The 20,693-nt window shown below is 71.8% G+C and carries 22 protein-coding genes; 13 read left to right on the top strand and 9 right to left on the bottom strand.

Annotated elements, in window-relative coordinates; genetic code table 11:
* The first annotated feature begins 110 nt into the window (after positions 1-110).
* Positions 111-686 (top strand): hypothetical protein, encoded by a 576-nt coding sequence (locus tag ACFVYX_RS25815; protein WP_389683863.1) that lies wholly within the window; start codon positions 111-113, stop codon positions 684-686.
* 100 nt (positions 687-786) lie between these two features.
* Positions 787-1,335, top strand: a complete 549-nt coding sequence (locus tag ACFVYX_RS25810; RefSeq protein ID WP_389683862.1) for a hypothetical protein — start codon at positions 787-789, stop codon at positions 1,333-1,335.
* A 146-nt stretch (positions 1,336-1,481) separates the two neighbouring features.
* Here ACFVYX_RS25810 and ACFVYX_RS25805 read toward each other — a convergent pair whose 3' ends face one another.
* Positions 1,482-2,114: a TetR family transcriptional regulator gene (locus tag ACFVYX_RS25805; protein WP_389683861.1), complete on the bottom strand. Its 633-nt coding sequence runs from the start codon at positions 2,112-2,114 to the stop codon at positions 1,482-1,484.
* 262 nt (positions 2,115-2,376) lie between these two features.
* Here ACFVYX_RS25805 and ACFVYX_RS25800 point away from each other — a divergent pair, with 262 nt between their 5' ends.
* The 6 genes from ACFVYX_RS25800 to ACFVYX_RS25775 all read left to right on the top strand — a co-directional run bounded on the left by ACFVYX_RS25800 (position 2,377) and on the right by ACFVYX_RS25775 (position 9,057).
* On the top strand, positions 2,377-3,699 hold the full coding sequence (locus ACFVYX_RS25800; protein WP_389683860.1) for a glycosyltransferase family 4 protein: 1,323 nt from the start codon (positions 2,377-2,379) through the stop codon (positions 3,697-3,699).
* A gap of 169 nt (positions 3,700-3,868) precedes the next feature.
* Positions 3,869-4,612, top strand: coding sequence for a class I SAM-dependent methyltransferase (locus ACFVYX_RS25795; RefSeq protein ID WP_389683859.1), 744 nt, complete (start codon positions 3,869-3,871; stop codon positions 4,610-4,612).
* Positions 4,609-5,697: a prenyltransferase gene (locus ACFVYX_RS25790; RefSeq protein ID WP_389683858.1), complete on the top strand. Its 1,089-nt coding sequence runs from the start codon at positions 4,609-4,611 to the stop codon at positions 5,695-5,697. The genes ACFVYX_RS25795 and ACFVYX_RS25790 overlap by 4 nt, the downstream gene beginning before the upstream one ends.
* Positions 5,698-5,833: 136 nt before the next feature.
* A complete protein-coding gene (locus ACFVYX_RS25785; protein WP_389683857.1) occupies positions 5,834-7,594 on the top strand; it encodes an aminotransferase class I/II-fold pyridoxal phosphate-dependent enzyme in 1,761 nt (586 codons plus the stop codon).
* Positions 7,591-8,394: a phosphatidate cytidylyltransferase gene (locus tag ACFVYX_RS25780; protein ID WP_389683856.1), complete on the top strand. Its 804-nt coding sequence runs from the start codon at positions 7,591-7,593 to the stop codon at positions 8,392-8,394. The genes ACFVYX_RS25785 and ACFVYX_RS25780 overlap by 4 nt, the downstream gene beginning before the upstream one ends.
* Before the next feature lie 171 nt (positions 8,395-8,565).
* Positions 8,566-9,057, top strand: coding sequence for a hypothetical protein (locus ACFVYX_RS25775; protein ID WP_389683905.1), 492 nt, complete (start codon positions 8,566-8,568; stop codon positions 9,055-9,057).
* 171 nt (positions 9,058-9,228) lie between these two features.
* On the opposite strand, the gene ACFVYX_RS25770 is transcribed toward ACFVYX_RS25775, so the two are convergent.
* From ACFVYX_RS25770 to ACFVYX_RS25760, 3 genes are all read right to left on the bottom strand, one after another.
* Positions 9,229-10,257: an LLM class F420-dependent oxidoreductase gene (locus ACFVYX_RS25770; RefSeq protein WP_389683855.1), complete on the bottom strand. Its 1,029-nt coding sequence runs from the start codon at positions 10,255-10,257 to the stop codon at positions 9,229-9,231.
* A gap of 111 nt (positions 10,258-10,368) precedes the next feature.
* Positions 10,369-11,232 carry a DUF5336 domain-containing protein gene (locus ACFVYX_RS25765; protein WP_389683854.1) on the bottom strand — a complete coding sequence of 288 codons (864 nt, stop codon included), beginning with the start codon at positions 11,230-11,232 and terminating at the stop codon, positions 10,369-10,371.
* Positions 11,233-11,338: 106 nt separating this feature from the next.
* Positions 11,339-12,220 carry an N-acetylmuramoyl-L-alanine amidase gene (locus ACFVYX_RS25760; protein WP_389683853.1) on the bottom strand — a complete coding sequence of 294 codons (882 nt, stop codon included), beginning with the start codon at positions 12,218-12,220 and terminating at the stop codon, positions 11,339-11,341.
* A gap of 612 nt (positions 12,221-12,832) precedes the next feature.
* Between ACFVYX_RS25760 and ACFVYX_RS25755 the strand changes: the two genes are divergently transcribed.
* Positions 12,833-14,656, top strand: a complete 1,824-nt coding sequence (locus ACFVYX_RS25755; protein WP_389683852.1) for a hypothetical protein — start codon at positions 12,833-12,835, stop codon at positions 14,654-14,656.
* Positions 14,657-14,664: 8 nt separating this feature from the next.
* On the opposite strand, the gene ACFVYX_RS25750 is transcribed toward ACFVYX_RS25755, so the two are convergent.
* Positions 14,665-15,294 carry a class I SAM-dependent methyltransferase gene (locus ACFVYX_RS25750; RefSeq protein WP_389683851.1) on the bottom strand — a complete coding sequence of 210 codons (630 nt, stop codon included), beginning with the start codon at positions 15,292-15,294 and terminating at the stop codon, positions 14,665-14,667.
* Between the two features lie 184 nt (positions 15,295-15,478).
* Complete coding sequence (locus ACFVYX_RS25745; protein ID WP_389683850.1) at positions 15,479-15,919, bottom strand: hypothetical protein; 441 nt, start codon at positions 15,917-15,919, stop codon at positions 15,479-15,481.
* Positions 15,920-16,004: 85 nt separating this feature from the next.
* Here ACFVYX_RS25745 and ACFVYX_RS25740 point away from each other — a divergent pair, with 85 nt between their 5' ends.
* Positions 16,005-16,622, top strand: coding sequence for a hypothetical protein (locus ACFVYX_RS25740; protein WP_389683849.1), 618 nt, complete (start codon positions 16,005-16,007; stop codon positions 16,620-16,622).
* A gap of 44 nt (positions 16,623-16,666) precedes the next feature.
* On the opposite strand, the gene ACFVYX_RS25735 is transcribed toward ACFVYX_RS25740, so the two are convergent.
* Entirely contained in the window at positions 16,667-17,491 is an 825-nt protein-coding gene (locus ACFVYX_RS25735) for an IS5 family transposase (protein WP_389683848.1), read from the bottom strand.
* Between the two features lie 380 nt (positions 17,492-17,871).
* Between ACFVYX_RS25735 and ACFVYX_RS25730 the strand changes: the two genes are divergently transcribed.
* Positions 17,872-18,198, top strand: a complete 327-nt coding sequence (locus tag ACFVYX_RS25730; RefSeq protein ID WP_389683847.1) for a hypothetical protein — start codon at positions 17,872-17,874, stop codon at positions 18,196-18,198.
* A gap of 36 nt (positions 18,199-18,234) precedes the next feature.
* Here the strand turns inward: ACFVYX_RS25730 and ACFVYX_RS25725 are convergent, their stop codons facing one another.
* Together ACFVYX_RS25725 and ACFVYX_RS25720 are read right to left on the bottom strand one after the other, a co-directional pair.
* Positions 18,235-18,801: a transposase family protein gene (locus ACFVYX_RS25725; RefSeq protein WP_389683846.1), complete on the bottom strand. Its 567-nt coding sequence runs from the start codon at positions 18,799-18,801 to the stop codon at positions 18,235-18,237.
* 216 nt (positions 18,802-19,017) lie between these two features.
* Positions 19,018-19,425: an ATP-binding protein gene (locus ACFVYX_RS25720; protein ID WP_389683845.1), complete on the bottom strand. Its 408-nt coding sequence runs from the start codon at positions 19,423-19,425 to the stop codon at positions 19,018-19,020.
* Positions 19,426-19,509: 84 nt separating this feature from the next.
* Here ACFVYX_RS25720 and ACFVYX_RS25715 point away from each other — a divergent pair, with 84 nt between their 5' ends.
* Together ACFVYX_RS25715 and ACFVYX_RS25710 are read left to right on the top strand one after the other, a co-directional pair.
* Positions 19,510-20,358 (top strand): Scr1 family TA system antitoxin-like transcriptional regulator, encoded by an 849-nt coding sequence (locus ACFVYX_RS25715; protein ID WP_389683844.1) that lies wholly within the window; start codon positions 19,510-19,512, stop codon positions 20,356-20,358.
* Complete coding sequence (locus ACFVYX_RS25710) at positions 20,318-20,599, top strand: DUF397 domain-containing protein (RefSeq protein WP_389683843.1); 282 nt, start codon at positions 20,318-20,320, stop codon at positions 20,597-20,599. The genes ACFVYX_RS25715 and ACFVYX_RS25710 overlap by 41 nt, the downstream gene beginning before the upstream one ends.
* The last annotated feature ends 94 nt before the right edge of the window (positions 20,600-20,693 follow it).

Below are 20,693 nucleotides of genomic sequence, written 5' to 3'. Positions count from 1 at the left end.
GGTCGAGGAGCGGCCGGGGCCGCCGCGCCCGTCGGGACCGCCTGTGACCTGGGCCTGCCGCGTGTGTGACACTCGCTCGGCACAGCGGGGACACAGGGAGCGGGGACGTCATGCGGGGTCGGGGTACACGGTGGGCGGCGGTCGCGGGCGTGACGGCGGTGGCGCTTCTCGGGGCGGCGTGCGGTCCCGGCGCGGGGGCGGAGACCTTCGGGCGTGAGGCGGCGCACACCGAGATCGTCGCCGCCGTCGAGGACGCGGGGCTGCCCGAATCCGACCTTCCGGGGTTCGGCGGGCCGACCCCCACGGGCTCCGCGCCCGCGCCCACGGCGTCCACGGAACGGGAACGGGTGGCGGAGCGCGCCGCTGCCTGCTCCGCGGGCTGGCAGTACATCGGTCCCGTCACCGAAGGCTCGCGCGGCGGGTTCGACAAGGCGGTCGCCGCCCTCGCGGGGGAGCGGTGGAGCCAGTCACAGCGCCAGGTGGAGAAGCTGGACGACAAGGGCGGCACCGGCGTCGCGGTCACGCTCAAGAAGCGGGGCTGGACGCTGTACGCCCGTCACCACAGCGCGCGGCAGGGGCTGAGCATGGAGATGATCTCCTTCCAGGCCTCGGAGGACGCGTGCATGGCGCGGTTCACCGACAAGGAGTGGGACTCCCTGTTCGGGGACGACCGCGAACGGCCCTGACGGGAGGACGCCCTTGCGCGTGTCCGCCGTTTCCACGTGCAAAACTGTGCCCTTGTCTACGGGGGCAAGAGGCCTTCGTGCGTGCCGATTTGGGAGAACTGTGCGCAAGGCGATGATGGCGGCCGCGGCCGCCGGTGTGGTGCTGCTGGTCGCGGGCTGTGGCAGCGAGGGCGGTTCGGACAAGGGCGGTTCGTCCTCCGCGGGCTCGACCACCTCGGGCGGTTCGGGTTCCGGCGGTTCGGGTTCCGGCGGTTCGGGCGGTGAGCGGCTCACCGGCGCCGCGGTCACCAAGGAGCTGGACGACGCGGCGAAGGCGGCCGGATTCGAGCAGGACGCCTCGGGTGAGGAGATCCCGGCCGAGCTCAAGGACTGCATGGTCAGCTGGACGGCCGACGCCGAGAAGGCCGCGGACCCGAAGAAGTCCTACACCGACACGGTCGCGGCTCTGGTCAAGGGCGGCTGGCAGGAGGAGCGGAGCCACGAGCAGGCCGGTTCGGTGATCAAGTCCCTGAAGAAGAGCGGCTGGCAGCTGAACGCCAGCGACCACTCCACGGGCCCGGTGAAGCTCGTGATGTTCGTCGGCGCCGACTCCAGCCCGGAGTGCGCGGCGCTCATCGCCAAGGACAACGCGAAGAACGCGAAGCCCTGACCTCTCACGCCGTCGCCCGCCCCGCCGCGGAATCCGCGGGGGGCGCGGGTGGCGCCGCCCGCGGGCGTACAGGGTGAGGGGCCACGGCTGCTCCGCCCGCCCCGACGCCTCCGCCCACGCGGCGGGGGGCCCGGAGCGGGCCGGCGTCAGTGCCGCGCGGGCTCGCGCTCCGGTGCCGTCAGGTCGATCAGCCGGCAGACCGTCTCGATGTCGATCTTCACCTGTGCGATCGAGGCGCGCCCGGAGAGCCAGGTGATCAGCGCCGAGTGCCAGGTGTGCTCGATCACCCGGACCGCCGACAGCTGCTCCGGGGTGGGGTGTTCCGCCCCCATCGCGTCCAGGATGATCGCCGTCGTCAGCCGCGAGACCGTGTCGACCTCGGGGCTCACCCCCCGGTCCGCGAAGGTCAGCGCCCGCACCATCGCGTCGGCGAGCTGCGGCTCGCGCTGGAGCGCGCGGAAGGCGCGCATCAGGGTCTCCGCGACCCGTTCCGCCGGGTCGGTGCCCGCGGGCGGCCGCTTCCGCAGGGTGGTGTGCATGTGCTGGAGCTGGTCCTGCATGGTCGCGACCAGCAGATGGATCTTGGACGGGAAGTAGCGGTACAGCGTCCCCAGGGCCACCCCGGCCGCCTCGGCGACCTCCCGCATCTGCACGGCGTCGAAGCCGCCCCGCGCCGCGAGCTGGGCGCTGGCGTTCAGGATGCGGCGGCGCCGCGCCTCCTGGCGCTCCGTGAGGGGCGGCGACGCGGGTCTGTGGTCCGCTCTGTTGTCTGCGGTCATGAGGTCCCGTTCCGTGCGGTGGGGAGCGACAGTATGGCCGTGCGGGCGCCGTGGCGCGAATCACCTGTTCCGGCTCTCACCACGGGGCTACCTGCCGGTAGATTCTGTCCTCCTTGAAGGATCAAGAAGGTCGGGAAGACCGGGCCTGCGATCGGTCGGACGATCAGGCCGGCGATCACGCGACCGTTCAAGTCTGTAACTTGTTCTAGATTAGCGCGACCGGTTACGCTCCGGCGAAACGCACGCTCGAAGGGGGTCGCGCATGACCGCTGAGGCCATAGAGGCAGGCCCCCGCCAGGGTGTCACCGCGACCGGTGACGCTCCGCTGCGGATCGCTCTCCTGACGTACAAGGGAAACCCGTTCTGCGGCGGTCAGGGCGTCTACGTCCGGCACCTCTCCCGCGAACTCGCGCGCCTCGGCCACAGCGTCGAGGTCATCGGCTCCCAGCCGTACCCCACCCTCGACGAGGGCGTGCCGCTGACCGAGGTCGCCAGCCTCGACCTCTACCGCTCGCCGGACCCCTTCCGGACCCCGAAGCGCGACGAGTACCGGGACTGGATCGACGCCCTGGAAGTCGCCACCATGTGGACGGGCGGCTTCCCCGAGCCGCTCACCTTCTCCCTGCGGGCCCGGCGCCTGCTCGCCGCCCGCCGCGGCGACTTCGACGTCGTCCACGACAACCAGACCCTCGGGTACGGGCTCCTCGGCGGCCCGCGCGCGATCGGCGCGCCGCTCGTCACCACGATCCACCACCCGATCACCGTCGACCGGCAGCTCGAACTGGACGCGGCCGCCGACTGGAAGCGCCGCGCCTCCGTCCGCCGCTGGTACGCCTTCACCGGCATGCAGAAGAAGGTCGCCCGCCGCCTGCCGTCCGTCCTCACCGTCTCCGGCACCTCCCGCCGGGAGATCGTCGAGCACCTCGGCGTACGCGAGGACCGCATCGAGGTCGTCCACATCGGCGCCGACACCGGTCTGTGGTCCCCGGACCCGTCCGTCGCCGAGGTCCCCGGCCGGATCGTCACCACCTCCAGCGCCGACGTCCCCCTCAAGGGCCTGATCCATCTGATCGAGGCGCTCGCCAAGCTCCGCACGGAGAACCCGGACGCGCACCTCGTCGTCGTCGGCAAGCGCGCCGAGGACGGGCCGGTCGCCCAGGCCATCGAGCGGTACGGGCTCGACGGCGCCGTCGAGTTCGTCAAGGGCATCAGCGACGCCGAGCTCGTCGACCTGGTGCGGTCCGCGCAGGTGTCCTGCGTGCCGTCGCTGTACGAGGGGTTCTCGCTGCCGGCGGCGGAGGCGATGGCTACCGGGACGCCCCTGGTCGCCACGACCGGGGGTGCGATTCCCGAGGTCGCCGGGCCCGACGGCGAGACCTGCCTCGCGGTGCCGCCGGGCGACGCGGGGGCGCTGGCGGCGGCGCTCGGCCGGGTCCTGGGGGACCCCGAGCTCCGGGGCCGTCTCGGTGCGGCGGGGCGCGCGCGGGTGCTTGAGCGGTTCACGTGGGCGCGTGCCGCGCAGGGTACTGCCGAGCTCTACCGCGAGGCGGTCGCCCGCGCCGGGGCGCGCGGGGGCGCCCGGTGACACCTCGCCGCCGATGCCGGGTGCGGCCCGGTGGGTGGGTTGTGCCCACCCTCCCCCGAGCTCTCGGCTTCGTTCGAGCAGGGGGAACCCCCATCGCCCCGCGGAACGCCTGCCCACAACCTGGTGCCTGCCCCGACCACCCTTCAACCCCGAATGCAAGGACGACCCCGTGCTGACCGTGGACTTCACCCGCTTCCCGCTCGCCCCCGGCGACCGTGTGCTCGATCTGGGCTGTGGTGCGGGCCGGCACGCCTTCGAGTGCTACCGGCGCGGCGCCCAGGTCGTGGCCCTCGACCGGAACGGCGAGGAGATCCGCGAGGTCGCCACCTGGTTCGCGGCGATGAAGGAGGCAGGGGAGGCCCCCGCCGGCGCGACGGCCACCGCGATGGAGGGCGACGCCCTCAACCTGCCCTTCCCCGACGAGTCCTTCGACGTCGTCATCATCTCCGAGGTCATGGAGCACATCCCGGACGACAAGGGCGTGCTCGCCGAGATGGTCCGTGTCCTCAGGCCGGGCGGCCGGATCGCGATCACCGTCCCCCGCTACGGCCCCGAGAAGGTCTGCTGGGCGCTCTCCGACGCGTACCACGAGGTCGAGGGCGGCCACATCCGCATCTACAGGGCCGACGAGCTCCTCGCCAAGATCCGGCAGGCCGGCCTGAAGCCGTACGGCACCCACCACGCCCACGCGCTGCACTCGCCGTACTGGTGGCTGAAGTGCGCGTTCGGAGTCGGCAGGGACGGTAAAGACGCAGCGCTGCCGGTCCGCGCGTACCACAAGCTCCTCGTCTGGGACATCATGAAGAAGCCCGCCCTGACCCGGGTCGCCGAGCAGCTGCTCAACCCGGTCGTCGGCAAGAGCTTCGTGGCGTACGCGACCAAGCCCCACCACCCGAAGGCCGACACCAAGTGACGTATCCCGAGCGGATCGCGGAGCACCTCGTCCTCCCGGGGGTGCTCACCGCCGAGCAGGCCGCCGAGACCGTCGCCGGGATACTCGCCGTCCAGCGCGAGGACGGCGCCCTGCCCTGGTTCCGGGGCCACCACCTCGACCCGTGGGACCACATCGAGGCCGCCATGGCCCTGGACGCGGCCGGGGAGCACACGGCCGCCGCCCGCGCCTACGAGTGGCTCGCCCGGCACCAGAACAGCGACGGCTCCTGGTACGCGGCCTATCACGACGGCGAGCCCGACCAGGTCACCGACCGGAGCAGGGAGTCCAACTTCGTCGCGTACATCGCGGTCGGCGTCTGGCACCACCACCTGTCGACCGGCGACGACGCCTTCCTCGACCGGATGTGGCCCGTCGTCTACGCGGCCGTCGAGTTCGTCCTCGGGCTCCAGCAGCCCGGCGGGCAGATCGGCTGGAAGCGCGAGGCCGACGGCACGCCGGTGAACGACGCGCTTCTCACCGGCAGTTCGTCGATCCACCAGGCGCTGCGGTGCGCCCTCGCCATCGCCGAGGCCCGCGAGGAACCGCAGCCCGACTGGGAGCTGGCGGCCGGGGCGCTCGGCCATGCCGTCCGCAACCACCCCGAGCGCTTCCTCGACAAGTCCCGCTACTCGATGGACTGGTACTACCCGGTCCTCGGCGGCGCGGTCACGGGCGCTCAGGCGCAGGCCCGTATCGACGCCGGCTGGGACGCGTTCGTCGTGCCGGGACTCGGTGTGCGCTGCGTGGTCCCCAACCCGTGGGTCACCGGCGGCGAGAGCTGCGAACTGGCCCTCGCCCTCTGGATGATGGGGGAGTCCGACCGTGCCCTCACCATCCTCCAGGACATCCAGCACCTGCGCGCGGAGAACGGCATGTACTGGACGGGGTACGTCTTCGAGGGCGAGACGGAGAGCGACAAGGCCGTGTGGCCCGAGGAGCAGACCAGCTGGACCGCCGGCTCCCTGCTGCTCGCGGTCGCGGCCCTCGGCGGCGAGGAGGCCACCGGCGCCGTCTTCGGCGGCGAACGCCTCCCCAGGGGCCTCGAACCGGACTGCTGCCCCTGACCCGGGCCGCCCCGGGGCCTGGGCGGATCCGGCGGGCGCCGGGCTTCCCCGGCAGGGTGAGTACGCGTACTCAGGTGCCGCCGACCGGAGTTCTCCATGCTGGTGCGCGAACGCCGTACCGACGCAAGGGGATCCCATGGACCACGCTCTCCAGCTGCGCACCGCCACGCCCGGGGACCGCGACTGGATCCACGAGCTGCGCCATCGCGTGTACGCGGAGGAGCTGGGGCAGCATCCGGTGGACCCGTCGGGCCGGCTGAGCGACGGGCTCGACGGCGACAACGTGTATCTCGTGGCCGCGCGCGGGGAGACGCGGATCGGCTTCGTCAGCCTCACCCCGCCGTGGGCCGGCCGCTACTCCCTCGACAAGTACCTGACACGCGAGGAGCTGCCGGTCCTGACGGAGGAGGCGCCGTTCGAGATCCGCGTCCTGACCGTCGAGGAACGCTGGCGGTCCACCGCGGCGGCGCCGCTCCTCATGTACGCGGCGCTGCGCTGGGCCGCGGCATGCGGCGGCCGCCAGGTGGTGGCGATGGGACGCACGGAGCTGCTCGACATGTACCTCGCCGCGGGGCTTCGGCCGCTGGGGCGGACGGTCCGCTCGGGCGCCGTCTCGTTCGAGGTCCTGAGCGGTTCCGTCGCCGAGCTGACGAGGACGGTCGGGGAGCGCCACGGACGGACCCTGGAGCGGCTGCGGCAGGGCCTCGACTGGCGGCTCGACGTGCCGTTCGCGCCCCGCGCGGACGGCTGTGAGCACGGCGGTGCCTTCTTTTCCGCCATCGGCACGGACTTCCGGACGTTGACCCGCCGTCACGAGGTGGTCGCCGCCGACGTCCTCGACGCCTGGTTCCCGCCGTCCCCGGCGGTCCGCGCGGTCCTTTCGGAGGACCCGGGGTGGTCGGCGCGGACCTCGCCGCCGACGGGCGCGGAAGGGCTGCTCGCGGAGATCGCCGCGGTCCGCGGGCTTCCGGCGGAGTCACTGGTCGTCGGGGCGGGCTCCTCCGACCTGATCTTCCGGGCCTTCGGCCGGTGGCTGACGCCGGGAAGCCGGGTCCTCCTGCTCGACCCGGGCTACGGCGAGTACGCCCACGTCACCGAGCGGGTCATCGGCTGCCGGGTCGACCGGCTCCCGCTGAGCCGGGAGGACGGCTGGCTGCTCGACCCGGCCCGGCTCGCCGCCGCGACCCGGAGCGGACGCTACGACCTCGTGGTCGTGGTCAACCCGAACAACCCGACCGGCCGCCACGCCCCCGCCGCCGCGCTGCGGGCGGTGATCGAGGCCTCGCCCGCGCGGACCCGGTGGTGGATCGACGAGGCGTACCTGGGCTATGTCGACCCCGCGGACTCGCTGGCCGGGCTCGCCGCGACCGACCCCCGGGTCGTGGTCTGCACCTCGCTGTCGAAGATGTACGCGCTGTCGGGGATGCGGGCCGCCTATCTGGTGGCGGACCCGGACACGGCGGGGGAGCTGCGCCGCTGGACGCCGCCGTGGCCCGTGAGCCTGCCGGCCCAGCTGGCCGCCGTCACCGCGCTGCGCGACCCCGCGTACTACGCGGAACGCTGGGCCCGCACCCATGTGCTGCGCCGGGAGCTCGCCGCAGCGCTCACGGAGCTCGACGGCTTCTCCTCGGTCGACGAGGGGGTGGCGAACTTCCTCACGGTGACCCTGCCGCCGGACGGGCCGAGCGCGGCCCGTCTCGTACGGGAATGCCGCCGCCACGACGTGTACCTGCGGGACCTGTCGCCGATGTCCCCGGCGTACGAGGGGCGGACCGTCCGGGTCGCCGTCCGTGACACGGCGGAGAACGCGCGGATCGTGGCGGCGTGCCGGAGCGCCCTGGACGCGCTGCGGGGCGCTCCGGCGGCGGTGGCGCCGGGCGCGCGGGTCTCGCCGTGACGACGGTCGCCGGTCTCGTGCCGTACCTCGGCGGGGCACTGGCGGTCGGAGGGGTCGCGGTGGCGGCGACCCGGCGGCGTGAGCTGATGGTCCGCTGGTGCGTGTGGGCGCTCGGAGTGCCCCTGGTCACCGCCGGGTTCTGGCTCGGTCCGCCCGGGATCGCGGTGCTCGCGGCGGCGGTCGGGGTGATCGCCGTCGTGGAGTACGGCGGGCTGCTGCGGCTCGGCCCGGTGGACCGGGCGGTGCTCGGCGCGGCGGTCGTCGGGCTCGTCCTGACGGCCTGGCTCGCTCCCGGGGAGATGCCCCGGGTGGCGGCGGCCGGGGCGCTCGCGGTCGCCGGGGTGCCGCTCCTCGCGGGTGACGCGGAGCACGGGCTCCGCCGTCTGGGGGCGGGGCTGCTCGGCCTTGTGTGGCTGGGTGTCCTGGCCGCGCTCGTGCCGCTGGGCGCCCTCGGCCTCGTCCTGTTCGTCGCGGTGTCGATCGCCGACATCGTCGCGTACGCGGCGGGGCGCCGTCTCGGCGGGCCCCGGCTCTCCCCGCTGTCGCCCGCCAAACGGTGGAGCGGCACGCTGGCCGGGGCGGCGGCCGGTCTCGGCACGCTCGCCGTCCTCTCGTCCCTGACGTGGCAGACGGCGGTGGCCGTGGCGGTCGGCGGCCCGCTCGGGGACCTGCTCGAATCGATGGTCAAGCGGGGTGCACGCGCGAAGGACGCGGGCCGCTGGCTTCCCGGCTCGGGCGGCCTGCTCGACCGGATCGACTCCCTCCTCGTCGCCCTGGCGGTGCTGCTGGTGCTGAGCTGATCCGGGGCGGGGCGGGGCGGGGGCGAGGGCGGGGCCCGGACGGAGCCCTCCGGGTGGCGGCGGGCAAGGCGCCGGGTGAGGCTGGCGCCATCATCCCCCCAAGGAGGTCCCGTCGTGGCCGGAAGTCTCTCGCGCGGAGTCGTGGCGCTGCTGTTGTCCTGCACCCTGCTCATGACCACCGCCGCCTGCGGCAGCGACGACGAGGCCAGCACGAGCGGTGCGGCGGCGACCCCGACGAGTTCGAGCACCTTCGAGCAGCAGAAGCTCGCGAAGACCCGGTTCGTCGCCAACGCCGGTCTGGCCGCGGGCGCCACGTACCAGTGGATCGTGAAGCCGTACAAGGCGGGCAAGTTCAAGAAGGGCGCGGACGGGCGGACCTTCGCCCTGGTGAAGGCGGGCCTGGCGGGCGCGTTCACGTACAACCGGCTGAAGGCGGCGGTGAACAACGCCAAGGGCGACCCGCTGCTCTCGAAGGCGGTCGCACCGCTCTCGGCGGGCATCGACTCGCTCAAGGACCTCGGAACGAAGCTCCGCAAGGGCGAGGCGGGCGACGCGGACGTCGGAGCCTTCGAGAAGATCATCAACAGCGTCAAGGACGCGGGGAAGAGCGCCGGCGCCGAGGTCGTCGACAAGGTGCCCAGCACGTCCCAGCTCGGCGGCTAGTGCCCTGGTGGGCAACGTTCGCCGGATACGGCCTCGCCGGCTGTGTCGCGCCCGAGGAGTGGCTGGGCGGCCTCGGGCGGCGGTGAGGCGGTACGCGGCTGACGGCGCCCCGCGGCCTCCTCCGTACGTCGCAGGTGTCGTCATGGTCTTGAAGAGGCACGACGGCGACCGTCAATCGCCGTCCAGGCCGAAACCGTTGAGCTCCGCGAGCAGGCGGAGCGTGGCGGAGTCCGGTGATGTGACGAGCAGGTCCGTCACCGGTCCCCGCCGCCATGACTCCAGGCGTCCGGCGATCCGCTTCCGCGGGCCGACGAGGGAGATCTCGTCCGCGAAGGCGTCCGGCACGGCGCGGACGGCCTCCTCGCGCCGCCCGGCCGCGAACAGCTCCTGGACGCGCCCGGCCTCCGTCCCGTACCCCATCCGCCCCATCAGGTCGGCGTGGAAGTTGCGGGACGCGTGCCCCATGCCGCCGATGTAGAAGCCGAGCATCGCCTTGACCGGCAGCAGCCCGGCCGGCACGTCCTCGCAGACCTGCGCGCGGACCATGGGGGCGACGAGGAAGCCCTCGGGGAGGGTGTCCGGCAGCGCGTACACCTCCGACCAGCGGTCGGGCGTCCAGTACAGCGGCAGCCAGCCGTCGGCGATGGTGAGGGTCTGCGCGATGTTCCTGGGCCCCTCGGCGCCGAGGAGGACGGGGACGTCGGCCCGGAGCGGGTGCGTGATCGGCTTGAGCGCCTTGCCGAGGCCGGTGCCGTCCTGGCCGGTGTACGGGTGGGAGTGGTGGCGGCCGTCGAGCCGGACGGGGGCCTCGCGGCGCAGGACCTGACGGACCACGTCCACGTACTCGCGGGTCGCGGTCAGCGGCGAGCGGGGGAAGGGGCGTCCGTACCAGCCTTCGACGACCTGCGGCCCCGAGAGGCCGAGTCCGAGCAGGACGCGCCCGCCGGAGAGGTGGTCGAGCGTGAGCGCGTGCATCGCGGTGGTGGTGGGGGCGCGGGCGGCCATCTGCGCGACGGCGGTGCCCAGCCTGATGCGGCTGGTGTGGGCGGCGATCCAGGTCAGCGCGGTGAAGGCGTCGGATCCCCAGGCCTCGGCCGTCCACACGGAGTCGTAGCCGAGCCGCTCGGCCTCACGGGCGAGGTCGAGATGGGCGGGGGAGGGGCCGCGGCCCCAGTAGCCGAGGGCGAGTCCGAGCCGCATGCCCCACACCTTTCTGACGAGCCGTCAGGTGTCTCGATGCGGGGACTGTACGGCAACGGCCCCCCGCCCGGAAGTGATTCCGGTCGGAGGGCCGTGAAGCTGCCGTGCGGGTCAGCCGCGCTGGATGCCCGTCGTGTCCTGGAGGACGCCGCGGCGGCCGTCCTGCGTCTGCGCCACGAGCGCGGCACTGCGCTGCTCGACCGCCAGGTACCAGGTACCCGGGGCCAGTTCGGCGATCGGAGCCTGGGATCCGTCCTCCGCGTACAGCTGGCGGGCGACCGGAACCGCGAACCAGAACGGCGTGAAGTCCGAGGCCGGCTGCGCCTGCGGGGCCGGGGCCTGGGCCTGCGGCTCCGGCTGGTGCGGGGCGTGCGGCTGCGCGGCGGCGGCCTGCGCGCCGAACGGCTGGCCCGCACCGTGCGAGGGGTCCTGCGGCCCGCCGTACGGCTGCTGCTGCGCACCCGGGTAGCCGTAGCCGCCGGGGACACCCTGCGGGCCGGGCTGGCCGGGCTGCATGCCGTACGGCTGCGGGGTCTGCGGCTTGGGCGCGCCGACGAGCGGGGCCTTGAGGGCGGGGACCAGCGGACCGGCGACGGCGGCACCGGCCGCGACGAGGGCGGCGATCAGGCCGAGGATGAGGCCCACGCCGGCGCTGTTCGCCTCGAAGATCCACATGAGCAGGGTCCAGGCGGAAGCGACGGTGAACGCCGTGCCGACCTGGCCGAGCTCGAGACCGGCCACCTTGCGCTGCTGCGGCAGGGCGCGGGAGAGGACGACGAGCGCGACGCCGACGATGCCGAGGAAGAAGGAGCCCCAGCCGAGCGGCGATGTTTCCCACGAGTTCGGGGAGTCGAACTGCTCGCAGAACGACTCCGGGCCGTCACAGCCGGCGTAGCCGAGGAACGAGGCGATGAACAGCACGACCGCTGCACCGATCAGCACGCCATCGCCTCGGGTGAGGGAGCGGATATTCACGTAAGAGTCCTTCGTCGGTCGTCAGTCGTCGCGTCGGGGGTGGCGCTCAAGGTTCATGGCACGGGGGAGGCCCCATCGTACGGAGCGAATCTATCGCCCGCCGGTTCTACCCTTCGAGGTAGGTCTCGATGCCGTCGGCGATGCCGCGTGCCGCTTTCTGGCGCCACGCCGCCGAGGCGAGCAGCTCGGCATCCTTCGGATCACGCATATTGCCGCATTCGACGAAGACCTTGGGGACGGTCGAGAGATTGAGCCCGCCGAGATCGTCGCGCACGTCCAACCCCGTACCGGCGCCGAGGTAGTTGGAGGGTTCCGTGCCGGTGGCGCGGGCGAACCGGTCGGCGATCCGCTCGCCGAGCTCACGGGAGGGGCCGACGATCTTCGCGGTGTCGGCGGATCCCCCGCGCACGGATGCGGGCAGGATCACATGGAACCCGCGGTGGCCGGCGGCGGAGCCGTCCGCGTGGACGGAGACCACGGCGTCGGCGCGGGCCTCGTTGCCGATCCGGGCGCGCTCGTCGATGCACGGACCCCAGGGGCGGTCGGCGTCATGGGTGAGGACGACGGTGGCGCCGCGCGCGGTGAGGAGGTCGCGCAGCCGGTGGGAGACGTCGAGCGTGAAGGAGGCCTCGGTGTATCCCGCGTTCGTGGAGGTGCCGGTGGTGTCGCACTCCTTGCGATGGGTCCCGACGTTCACTTTCTGGTTGATTTCCGTGGAATGACGGAAATTGCCGGGATTGTGGCCGGGGTCGATCGCGACGGTGCGCCCGGCGAGCGGACGGGCCGGCTCCGGGGCCGGGGCGAGCGGAGAGGGCGGCGGGGTCGCGCTCTCGCGCGGGGCTCTCTGGGACTCCGGGCTCTGCCCGGACTTCCCGGCCGGCGGCGAGGCCTGGGAGGCCCCGCACCCGGCGAGCACGGCGCAGCAGCCCGTGACGGCGAGGGCCAGGGCGAGGGTACGGCGGGCGGTGTTCCGGTGGTCGTACGGCACCCAGCGACTTTAGGCCCTGAGCGGGCCGGAATGCGGTAGGGGTACGTCGCAGGTTGGTCACCGGGTTCACGGAACGGTGGACGCGTGTGCGCGAACCGTGAAGGGTATGCCGGAAGAGGCGACGGTGGGGTGTCACCGCGCATGGACCCACGAGGGGGAACCGTGGTGGGGGAAGAACCGAACGACGCACGTCCCGAGCCGAACGATGCTCGACCCGAACCGGACGACGCTCGTCCTGAGCCGAGCGATGCCCGACCGGAACCCGACGACGCTCGCCCTGAGCCGAGCGATGCCCGACCGGAACCCGACGACGCTCGTCCTGAGCCGAGCGATGCCCGACCCGAACCGAACGACGCTCGCCCTGAGCCGAGCGATGTCCGCCCGGAGCCCGAGGACGCTCGCCCTGAGCCGAAGGGCAGACCTCCGGGTGACGCTTCCGGCGCCTCGGAGGCGCCTTGGGCCGCCCCGAGGCCGGTGGCGCCGGTGCCTCCGGTGGCTCCGGTACCTCCAGTGACCCCAGTGCTTCCGGTGGCTCCGGCCGCGCCGCCTGCCCCGGTGGCTCCGGCCGCACCTGCCGCACCTGGCGCGGCTCCGGCGGCCCCGGTGGCACCCGTGGCTCCGGCCGCTCCCCCCGCCGGGCCGCCCACGCTCGCCTTCGGCCCGCCGCCGGGGACTGTTCCGGCCGCAGCCGCCGCCCCGCCGTCGGAGGCCGTGCCCTCCGCGGCCGCCGCCCCGCCCCCCGCGGCGGCGACGCCACCCGTGGGGCCCGACCCGTCCGGAGCGGGAGCAGCTCCGGGGTCCGGGGCGGCGGCCGGATACGGAGCCGTACCGCCGCCCGCCGCCCCGCCCGGATACGGGCCGCCGCCGCCCGGTTACGGTCCCCCCGGATACGGCCCGCCGCCCCCCGGCTACGGCGGCGGGCAGCCGCCCGCGCCGCAGCCGCCCGGTGACGCCAACCCGGCCCAGGCCGCCATGATCGGCCTTCTCAACCTCTCCTGCCTGGGCCTCGGTTACGTCCTCCTGCGCAACTGGATCGGCGCCGCGCTCTGCTGGATCGCCACCGCCGCGCTGCTCGTGTTCGCGCTTCCCGCCGACGTCGACGGTGTGGCCCCCGGCCTCCTCATCGGCTACGGCGTCTTCCTGCTCGCCGTCGCCGCCGACGGCGCCAGGCGCGGGCTGCGCGCCACCCTCCGGATCGGCGCCGGCTTCCGCCGCCTCGCGCTGCCGCTCGCGCTCGTGCTGCTCGCGGTGCCCGCGGGCGGCTCGCTCGCGTACGGCGCGGCCCGCGACGAGGCGAAGGAACAGGCCCTGCTCGAACGGCTGGCCGCCGCGGACGTCCTGGTGGAGTCGGGCGACGGACTGCCCTTCGCCTCGGCCGAGCCGATCTGGCGCAAGGCGCTCGTCACCTACCAGGACCTCGGCACGAAGCACGCGGGATCGCGGGCTGGGAAGCTCGTCCCCGCGCGCCTCGACGCGTACTACGAGACGGTCTCCGGCCCGTACACGGAGAAGAAGTACTGCGCGGCCGTCCCGCTGCTCAAGCACCTGCGGGGGCTGCCCGCCACCTTCGACAAGGAGCTCCTGGGCTCCCGGCCCGCCAAGACGGACGAGCCGCTCGCCGAGTCGCTCTACGAGTGCGGGACGTCCGCGCTGGGCGTGCAGGCCGCCGAGCCGCCCGCCAGCGACAGCCTCAACGAGCTCCTCGACACCTTCCCGAAGTCGGCCCACGCCGCCCGCGTCGAGCCGGCCGTGCGCGCGGCCGTCAAGACCCGGACGAACGCGCTCGGCGGGGCCGAGCCCTGCGACGCCACCACCGAGCTGCGGGCCCTGCGCTCCTCCCTCGACAACATGACGGACCCGTCCTTCGAAGCCGTGGCGAAGGATGCCGCCGCCGGGGTCCAGAAGGGTGATTTCGCGTGCGGGACCGACCACTTCAGGGACAAGGAGTTCAGCTCTGCGGCCAAGGCCATGACCGACTACGCGACGACGTACCCGAGCAGCCCGCAGGCCGCGCACGCCCGCTCCATCGCCATCGCCGCCGAGATCGCCGAGGAGGAGCCCGAGGCCGGGAAGAAGCTGCCCCCGGCCGACGCGCCCGGCGGCGCCCGGATGGTGATGGTGGTGAGCAACGACGGCCCCGGCGAGGTCGAGCTGCTCTACACGGGCCCGATGACCGGCAAGGTCACGCTCGACGCGTGCAAGACCTGCACGAAGTACAAGGCCCCGATCCTCACCATCTCGCCGAAGATCAAGGCCTGCACGGGACCGGCCTCCAAGTACCCCAAGGCGACCATCCTCCTGCCCGCCGGCAACTACCACTTCCTCCAGAAGCGGGCCGCCGGCACGTCCTCGGCCGGTGACACGAAGTCGAGCAGGACGAAGATCGAACCCGGGTACAGCTACACCAACTGCCTGTATGTGACCTCGCTGTACTGACCGGCTGCTCAGCGGCGGCGCAGCACCCGCAGCGAGTCGGTGACGGAGACCTCGTCGAAGTCGCCCGACTCGATCGCGCGCAGGTAGATCCGGTACGGCGCCTGGCCGCCGTCCGCCGGGTCGGGGAAGACGTCGTGGATGACGAGCAGGCCCCCGGGGGCGACCTTGGGGGCCCAGCCCTCGTAGTCGTTCGTGGCGTGCTCGTCGGTGTGCCCGCCGTCGATGAACACGAGCCCCAGCTGCCCGCCCCACACCTTCGCCACCTGCGGCGACCGCCCGACGACGGCGATCACGTGCTCTTCGAGGCCCGCCTTGCGCAGGGTCCGGCGGAAGGTCGGCAGGGTGTCCATGACCCCCACCTCCGGGTCGACCACCGTCTCGTCGTGGTACTCCCACCCCGGCTGCTGCTCCTCGCTGCCCCGGTGGTGGTCCACGGTCACCGCGACCGTCCCCGCCTGCCGGGCCACGTCCGCGAGCAGGATCGTCGAGCGCCCGCAGTACGTGCCGACCTCAAGCAGCGGCAGCCCGAGCTTCGCCGCCTCCGCGGCCGCCTCGTACAGCGCGAGCCCCTCCGCGGCGGGCATGAACCCCTTCGCGGCCTCGAAGGCGGCAAGGATCGCGGGCGCGGGCACGGACATGGTGACTCCTACTGGCGGGTACGCGGGTACGGGCGCCCATCGTGCCCTACCTCTGCTCATGGCCAGTGCCCCGGCCTGCTCGATGTCACTAGCGAACGACTGCTACCGGAGCTTCGTCGCAGTTCACACCTCACCAAGATCACGCGGTGGCCGTACCGGTTCCCTCCGCATGCCACTGGCAGCGTCAGCCCCGCCGCCTGTCCCGGAACACCCAGGCCAACCGCTCCGTGAAGTGGTGACGCCAGAGCCACCACGGAAGCCGTCGGCGGGCGACGAAGGACCACAGGTCGTCATCGGCTTCGTTGCCACGCGGGCAACCGCGCAGGAGATCGAGACATCGACGATCAACGGTCCGATGCAGACGGGCGACGTGAGCCAGAGCGATGACCCCTTGGCGGCGGACCTCCGGGTCCTCCGCCTCCAGCGCCTTGCCGACTCGGGGCAGAATCGCGTCCGCCTCCGCATGGTTGAGAGCGAGCGCGATCACAGCCACCCCAACGAGCGGCTCACCCCGGCTGAACGCAGCATCGACCTCCTCGGGCCGATCGGTCCAGCGCAGCGTGGAGCCATCCTGCCAGTTCAGGACAGGTGCCGGATCGACAGGTCCGCTCTCATCAGGGTGCACGGCCCGACCCTACCGAGCCACACCCGAAGGAACCCTCGATCCGACGCAGACGAAAGCATTTGACGGCGTCGGGAGAATGCCTGGCATGGGTACAGATATAAGCGGCTTCATCGAGTATCGGGTGCCGCATGACGGTCAGGAGCCGACCTGGTACAGCGCACACGGCCTCAGCTCCCTCAACGATGTCCGTAACTACGATGCGTTCGCTTGTCTCTTCGGGGTCCGTAACTATGCGAACTTCCGTCCCTTGGCCGCAGGCAGGGGGTTTCCCGCCGACGCCTCGGCCGCCATGGATGCGCGGTTCGCCCAGCTGACCGAGTGGTACGGCGAAGACGGCTTTCACGGCACTACGTGGATCACGTGGGCCGAGGTGAAGGCCGTCGACTGGGACGAGCCCGCAGAGAAGCCCGACAGCCGGCTTCACGAATACCGCCAGACGGCGAGCGGGCTCAGGATGACGGGCAAGGCCTCCTGGAGTGGTGCATTTGCCGAGGCTGTCGGTCTCAAAGCTGGTGAGGTTCGGGAGTGGCCCGAAGGAAGTGAGTGGCTCGTCGGGGACACGCTCTACAGATCAGTCACCATCTGCCGCAAAGATGCCGTCACCGAAACCGGCGAGTGGCAACCCGTCTGGGAAGCCATGAAAGGACTCGCGGAACAGCACGGTGACGACAACGTGCGCCTCGTCGTGTGGTTCGACGACTGAGCAGGCCACTGCCACCGCGCATCGCCCTGGAGACCCCTTCCTGATCATCGCGCGGACCAGATGAAGATGGCGGCGATGTGGAGTCCGGCGAGGCAGATGGTGGCGGTCTTGTCGTAGCGAGTGGCCAGACCGCGCCGCTGCTTGAGCTTGTTGATGCACCGCTCGACCGTGTTGCGCCGCTTGTAGGTCTCGCGGTCGAAGGCCGGCGGCCTGCCGCCTCGGCTGCCGCGACGTTTGCGGTTCGCGGCCTGGTCGGAGGGCTGCGGGATCACGGCCCGGATCCCGTGTTGGCGGAGAGGGGTCCGGATCGCGCGGGACGAATGCGCCTTGTCGGTCAGGACCACATCCGGTGTCGTCCTGGGCCGGTCGACCGGCCGCGGCACCCGTAAGCGGGCCATGACCTCGGGGAACGCGGGTGCGTCACCTGTCTGGCCGGGTGTGAGGACGAAGGCGAGCGGGCGGCAGCGGCTGTCCGCGGCGAGGTGGATCCTGTTGGTCAGTCCGCCGCGGGAGCGTCCGAGGGCATGGTCGTCGGGCTCGCCGGCCGGGGCCCCTTTTGACGGGCCTCGGCGGCGTGCTGGTGAGCCCGGACGACGGTGGAGTCGACCGCGACGACCCGGTCGAGGTCGCCTTCGGCGTCGGCCTGGGCGAGCAGGGCGGTGAAGACCTTCTCCCAGGTGCCGTCGGCGGCCCATTTCCGCAGCCGGTTGTGGGCGGTCCTTCCACGAGCCGAAGTGCGTGGGCAGATCCATCCACGGTGTGCCGGTGCGGTACTTGAATGCGATCGCGTCGATCACCTGCCGGTGATCACGCCACCGCCTGCCCGGCCGCGGAGTCCGGTCCGGCAGCAACGGCTCGATCCTCGCCACTGGGCATCAGTGGGCCTCCGCCATCACCGGGCGGAGTTGGACGAGGAGGACTCCTTGAATGGCGGAACAAAAGGTGAGCTGAGGCCACCTATTTCTCATTAATTTCCGGAAGGTGAGCCACCGCACGCATCATTCTCACGGGGGTTTCTGGCCAACATCGTTGAGTGGGGACAGGTTCATCGCGGCGATGGATCTTCCACTGAGGGTATCCGTCACTGATGGGGATATGCGGCGGTGGCGGTGAGCGGCGCATATTTCAACAGAGCGACAGGTCTCGATTCCGGCCAAGTCGCCTCGGGCATCTGTTCGGTGTATTCACGGCGGCCTTAGCGTGTGTCCGTCCGACATGCACATGCCACACAGCGATGAAGGAGGAGCACATGAGGACACCCGGTCGAATAGCAGGGGCGATCGCCACCGTCGCCATCACCGGGGGCGGAATGCTCGCCGCCGCGCCGTCGGCATCCGCCGGTGAACAGCTCTACGGATGTACCAGCTCGTACATCACGGGCAGCGGTGGGCACAAGGGTGCCGCGATCACCTGCAAGGGTGCGGATTGGGAAAGCTTTGTCGGCTGGGTGAAGTGCCGGAACGTGGATGGCCATATTTATGAGAGCTACGGCCCCAAGACCTGGGCGAACAATGCGTCAACCGCCTGGTGCGCCCTGGGGTACAGGGTCTACGCGACCTACTACTACGCCGTGTAGCTGGGCGATGCGTCGGTTGTACGCGTGAGTCGTGAATTACGAAGCCCCTCGGATCGGCCAATTCGCTCCCGAGGGGCTTGCGCGTGAGGGGGTGGACCCTATGCGGTGGTGAATACCAAGCCCATCGAAAGGCCCAGGACCCATGCCGGGGGTGAGCTTGCGGGCGCGGGCGGCCTTGAAGCCAGTGATCACGACGGGGTTTTCGGGGTCGGTGTCGAGTCCGAGGAAGCCGAGGTCGCCCAGGGCGCCGAGGTCGGCTTCGCGCAGGTGGGACAGGATGTCGTCGCGGCGGGCGGCGGTGATGTCATGGGTGGCGCCTGCTCGGGCGGCGGAGATCCAGATCAGGCGGCCCTTCTCGTCGGTCAGGGCGAGGAAGTGCAGGCCGTGGCGTCGGTGTTTGCCGGAGTAGTTGCGCTTGTTGTCCTTCCCTGTGCGTCGCAGCGTCGGGGGCAGAGTGCCGTCGATCAGGACGACTTCCCCGCCAGGAACGAAGGTCGCAAGCCGAAGGCGAACGGCACACGTTTGACCCAGGCCAGGAGGAACGGCGGCGCATCCGGCGACGACGCCGGGCCCGCCTGAAGGCAGCCCTGCTGGGCCGTTCACGGGGTTGCTTGACCACCAGCTCCATCTCGTCGCCGATCCGCGCTGCTGCCCGCTCCCCTTCGTCCTGACCGAGGGACAGGGGCTTCCACGTAGGCGGCCCACTTGACGTTCCCCCTGAGCCGCTTGAATGCGGCTCTTGCCGCCACTGATACCTCGTCGGTTCAGGCGGCAGTGCCCACGAGTGTGATCACGAATCACCGTCGCCGAGCCGCGACGTCAGGTGTCGCACTCGAACCACACCGTCTTGCCGTCGGTCTTCTCCGTCACGCCCCACCGGTCCGTCACGGCCTCCACCAGCGCGAGCCCCCGGCCGCTCTCCTCCAGCGGACCGGCGAGCTTCGCGATCACCGCTCCAGGGACGGCGTCCGCGACCTCGACCCGCAGTCCGTACGGCTCCCGCAGGATCAGGACGGAGCACCGCCGGCCCGGCACGTGCCGGACGACGTTCGCGACCAGTTCGGTGAGCGCGAGGGCCGCCGGGTCGGCGAGGCGATCGAGCTCCCAACGGGTGAGGAACATGCGCAGGATGCGGCGCATGTGACCGGCGGAGTGCTCACCGACGGTGAAGCCCATGCGGTAGCTCGTCGCAAGTACCGCAGGATAGAGGTCTGTTGCCTGATTCATGCCACCAGGGTGGAGCTGCTTCGTTACGCTCGGCTACGGACTGAACGCAACGCCTCACCGCGTGAGCTTGGGGGTGACCTCGCCTTGGTCAACATCCGCAACCTGGATCCGAGTGCCTCGCCGCTGGACTACTACGGATCGGAACTCCGCCGCCTGAGGGAGGAGGCGAAGCTCGGCCAGGCGGAGTTGGGTTCGATCCTCTACTGCACGGCCTCGCTCGTGGGCCAGATAGAGACGGCGAAGAAGGTCCCCACGCGCCAGTTCTCGGAACGGCTGGACGCGGCGCTGCTGACGGGCGGGGTGTTCACCCGGCTGGTGGGCCTTGTGCTGAAGAGCCAGCTGCCGACGTGGTTCCAGGCGTACGCGGAGATGGAAGCGAAGGCCGCCTGTATCTACTCGTTCCAGGCGCAGCTGATCGACGGATTGCTCCAGACACCCGAGTACGCGAGAGCGGTTCTCGGAGTGCGGACCGAGGACGACCTCGACGCCAAGGTCGCTGCACGCATTGAGCGCCAGCGCATCCTGGACCGGGAGACTCCGCCGTTGGTCTGGGTGGTGATGAGCGAGGCGGTCCTGCGCCAGGAGATCGGCGGACGCGCGGTCATGCGAAACCAACTCGCCCACTTGTTGGCCATGCAGGAGCGGGAGTGGGTGAAGATTCAGATCCTGCCGTTCGAGGCCGGGGCACACGCGGGGCTACCGGGATCGTTCAACCTGCTGCGCTTCGAGGACGACCCCGACCTCGTCTACACGGAGGACTTCGTCCAGGGGCACATGACCGCCAATCCGGCAGCCATCAGGGAGGGTTCGCTCCGTTACGATCACCTGCAGGCTGCCGCGCTCTCCGTGGAGGATTCGGTCGCACTGATCGCCCGCGTAATGGAGGAACGCTATGGGGACCAAGCAGAACCTGACGGGCGCGCACTGGCGTAAGTCTTCGTACAGCTCCGACACCGGCGGCCAGTGCATCGAGTGCGCCCCCCTCGGCCCCGCCGCCTGGCGCAAGTCCTCGTACAGCGGCCCGAACGGCGGCGAGTGCATCGAGGTCGCCGACCTCACCGCCCACATCGCCGTCCGCGACTCCAAGAACCCCGAAGGCCCCGCCTTCCTCGCCACCCCCGCCGCCTTCACGGCCTTCGTGAGCGCCGCTGCCGAGGGGCACATCGGCCGCTGACCGTGGCGACCCTCATGGGAATCGTGGGCCGCGCTCACGTACGCCGCCGGCGGCGTCGCGCTGCTCGTGCTCGCGGTCACCGCCGCCGCCGCGA

The organism is Streptomyces sp. NPDC058326, assembly GCF_042879855.1.
GTDB lineage: Bacteria > Actinomycetota > Actinomycetes > Streptomycetales > Streptomycetaceae > Streptomyces.
The sequence above is the reverse complement of the archived record's forward strand: the minus strand, read 5'-3'. Positions and strand labels throughout refer to the sequence as shown.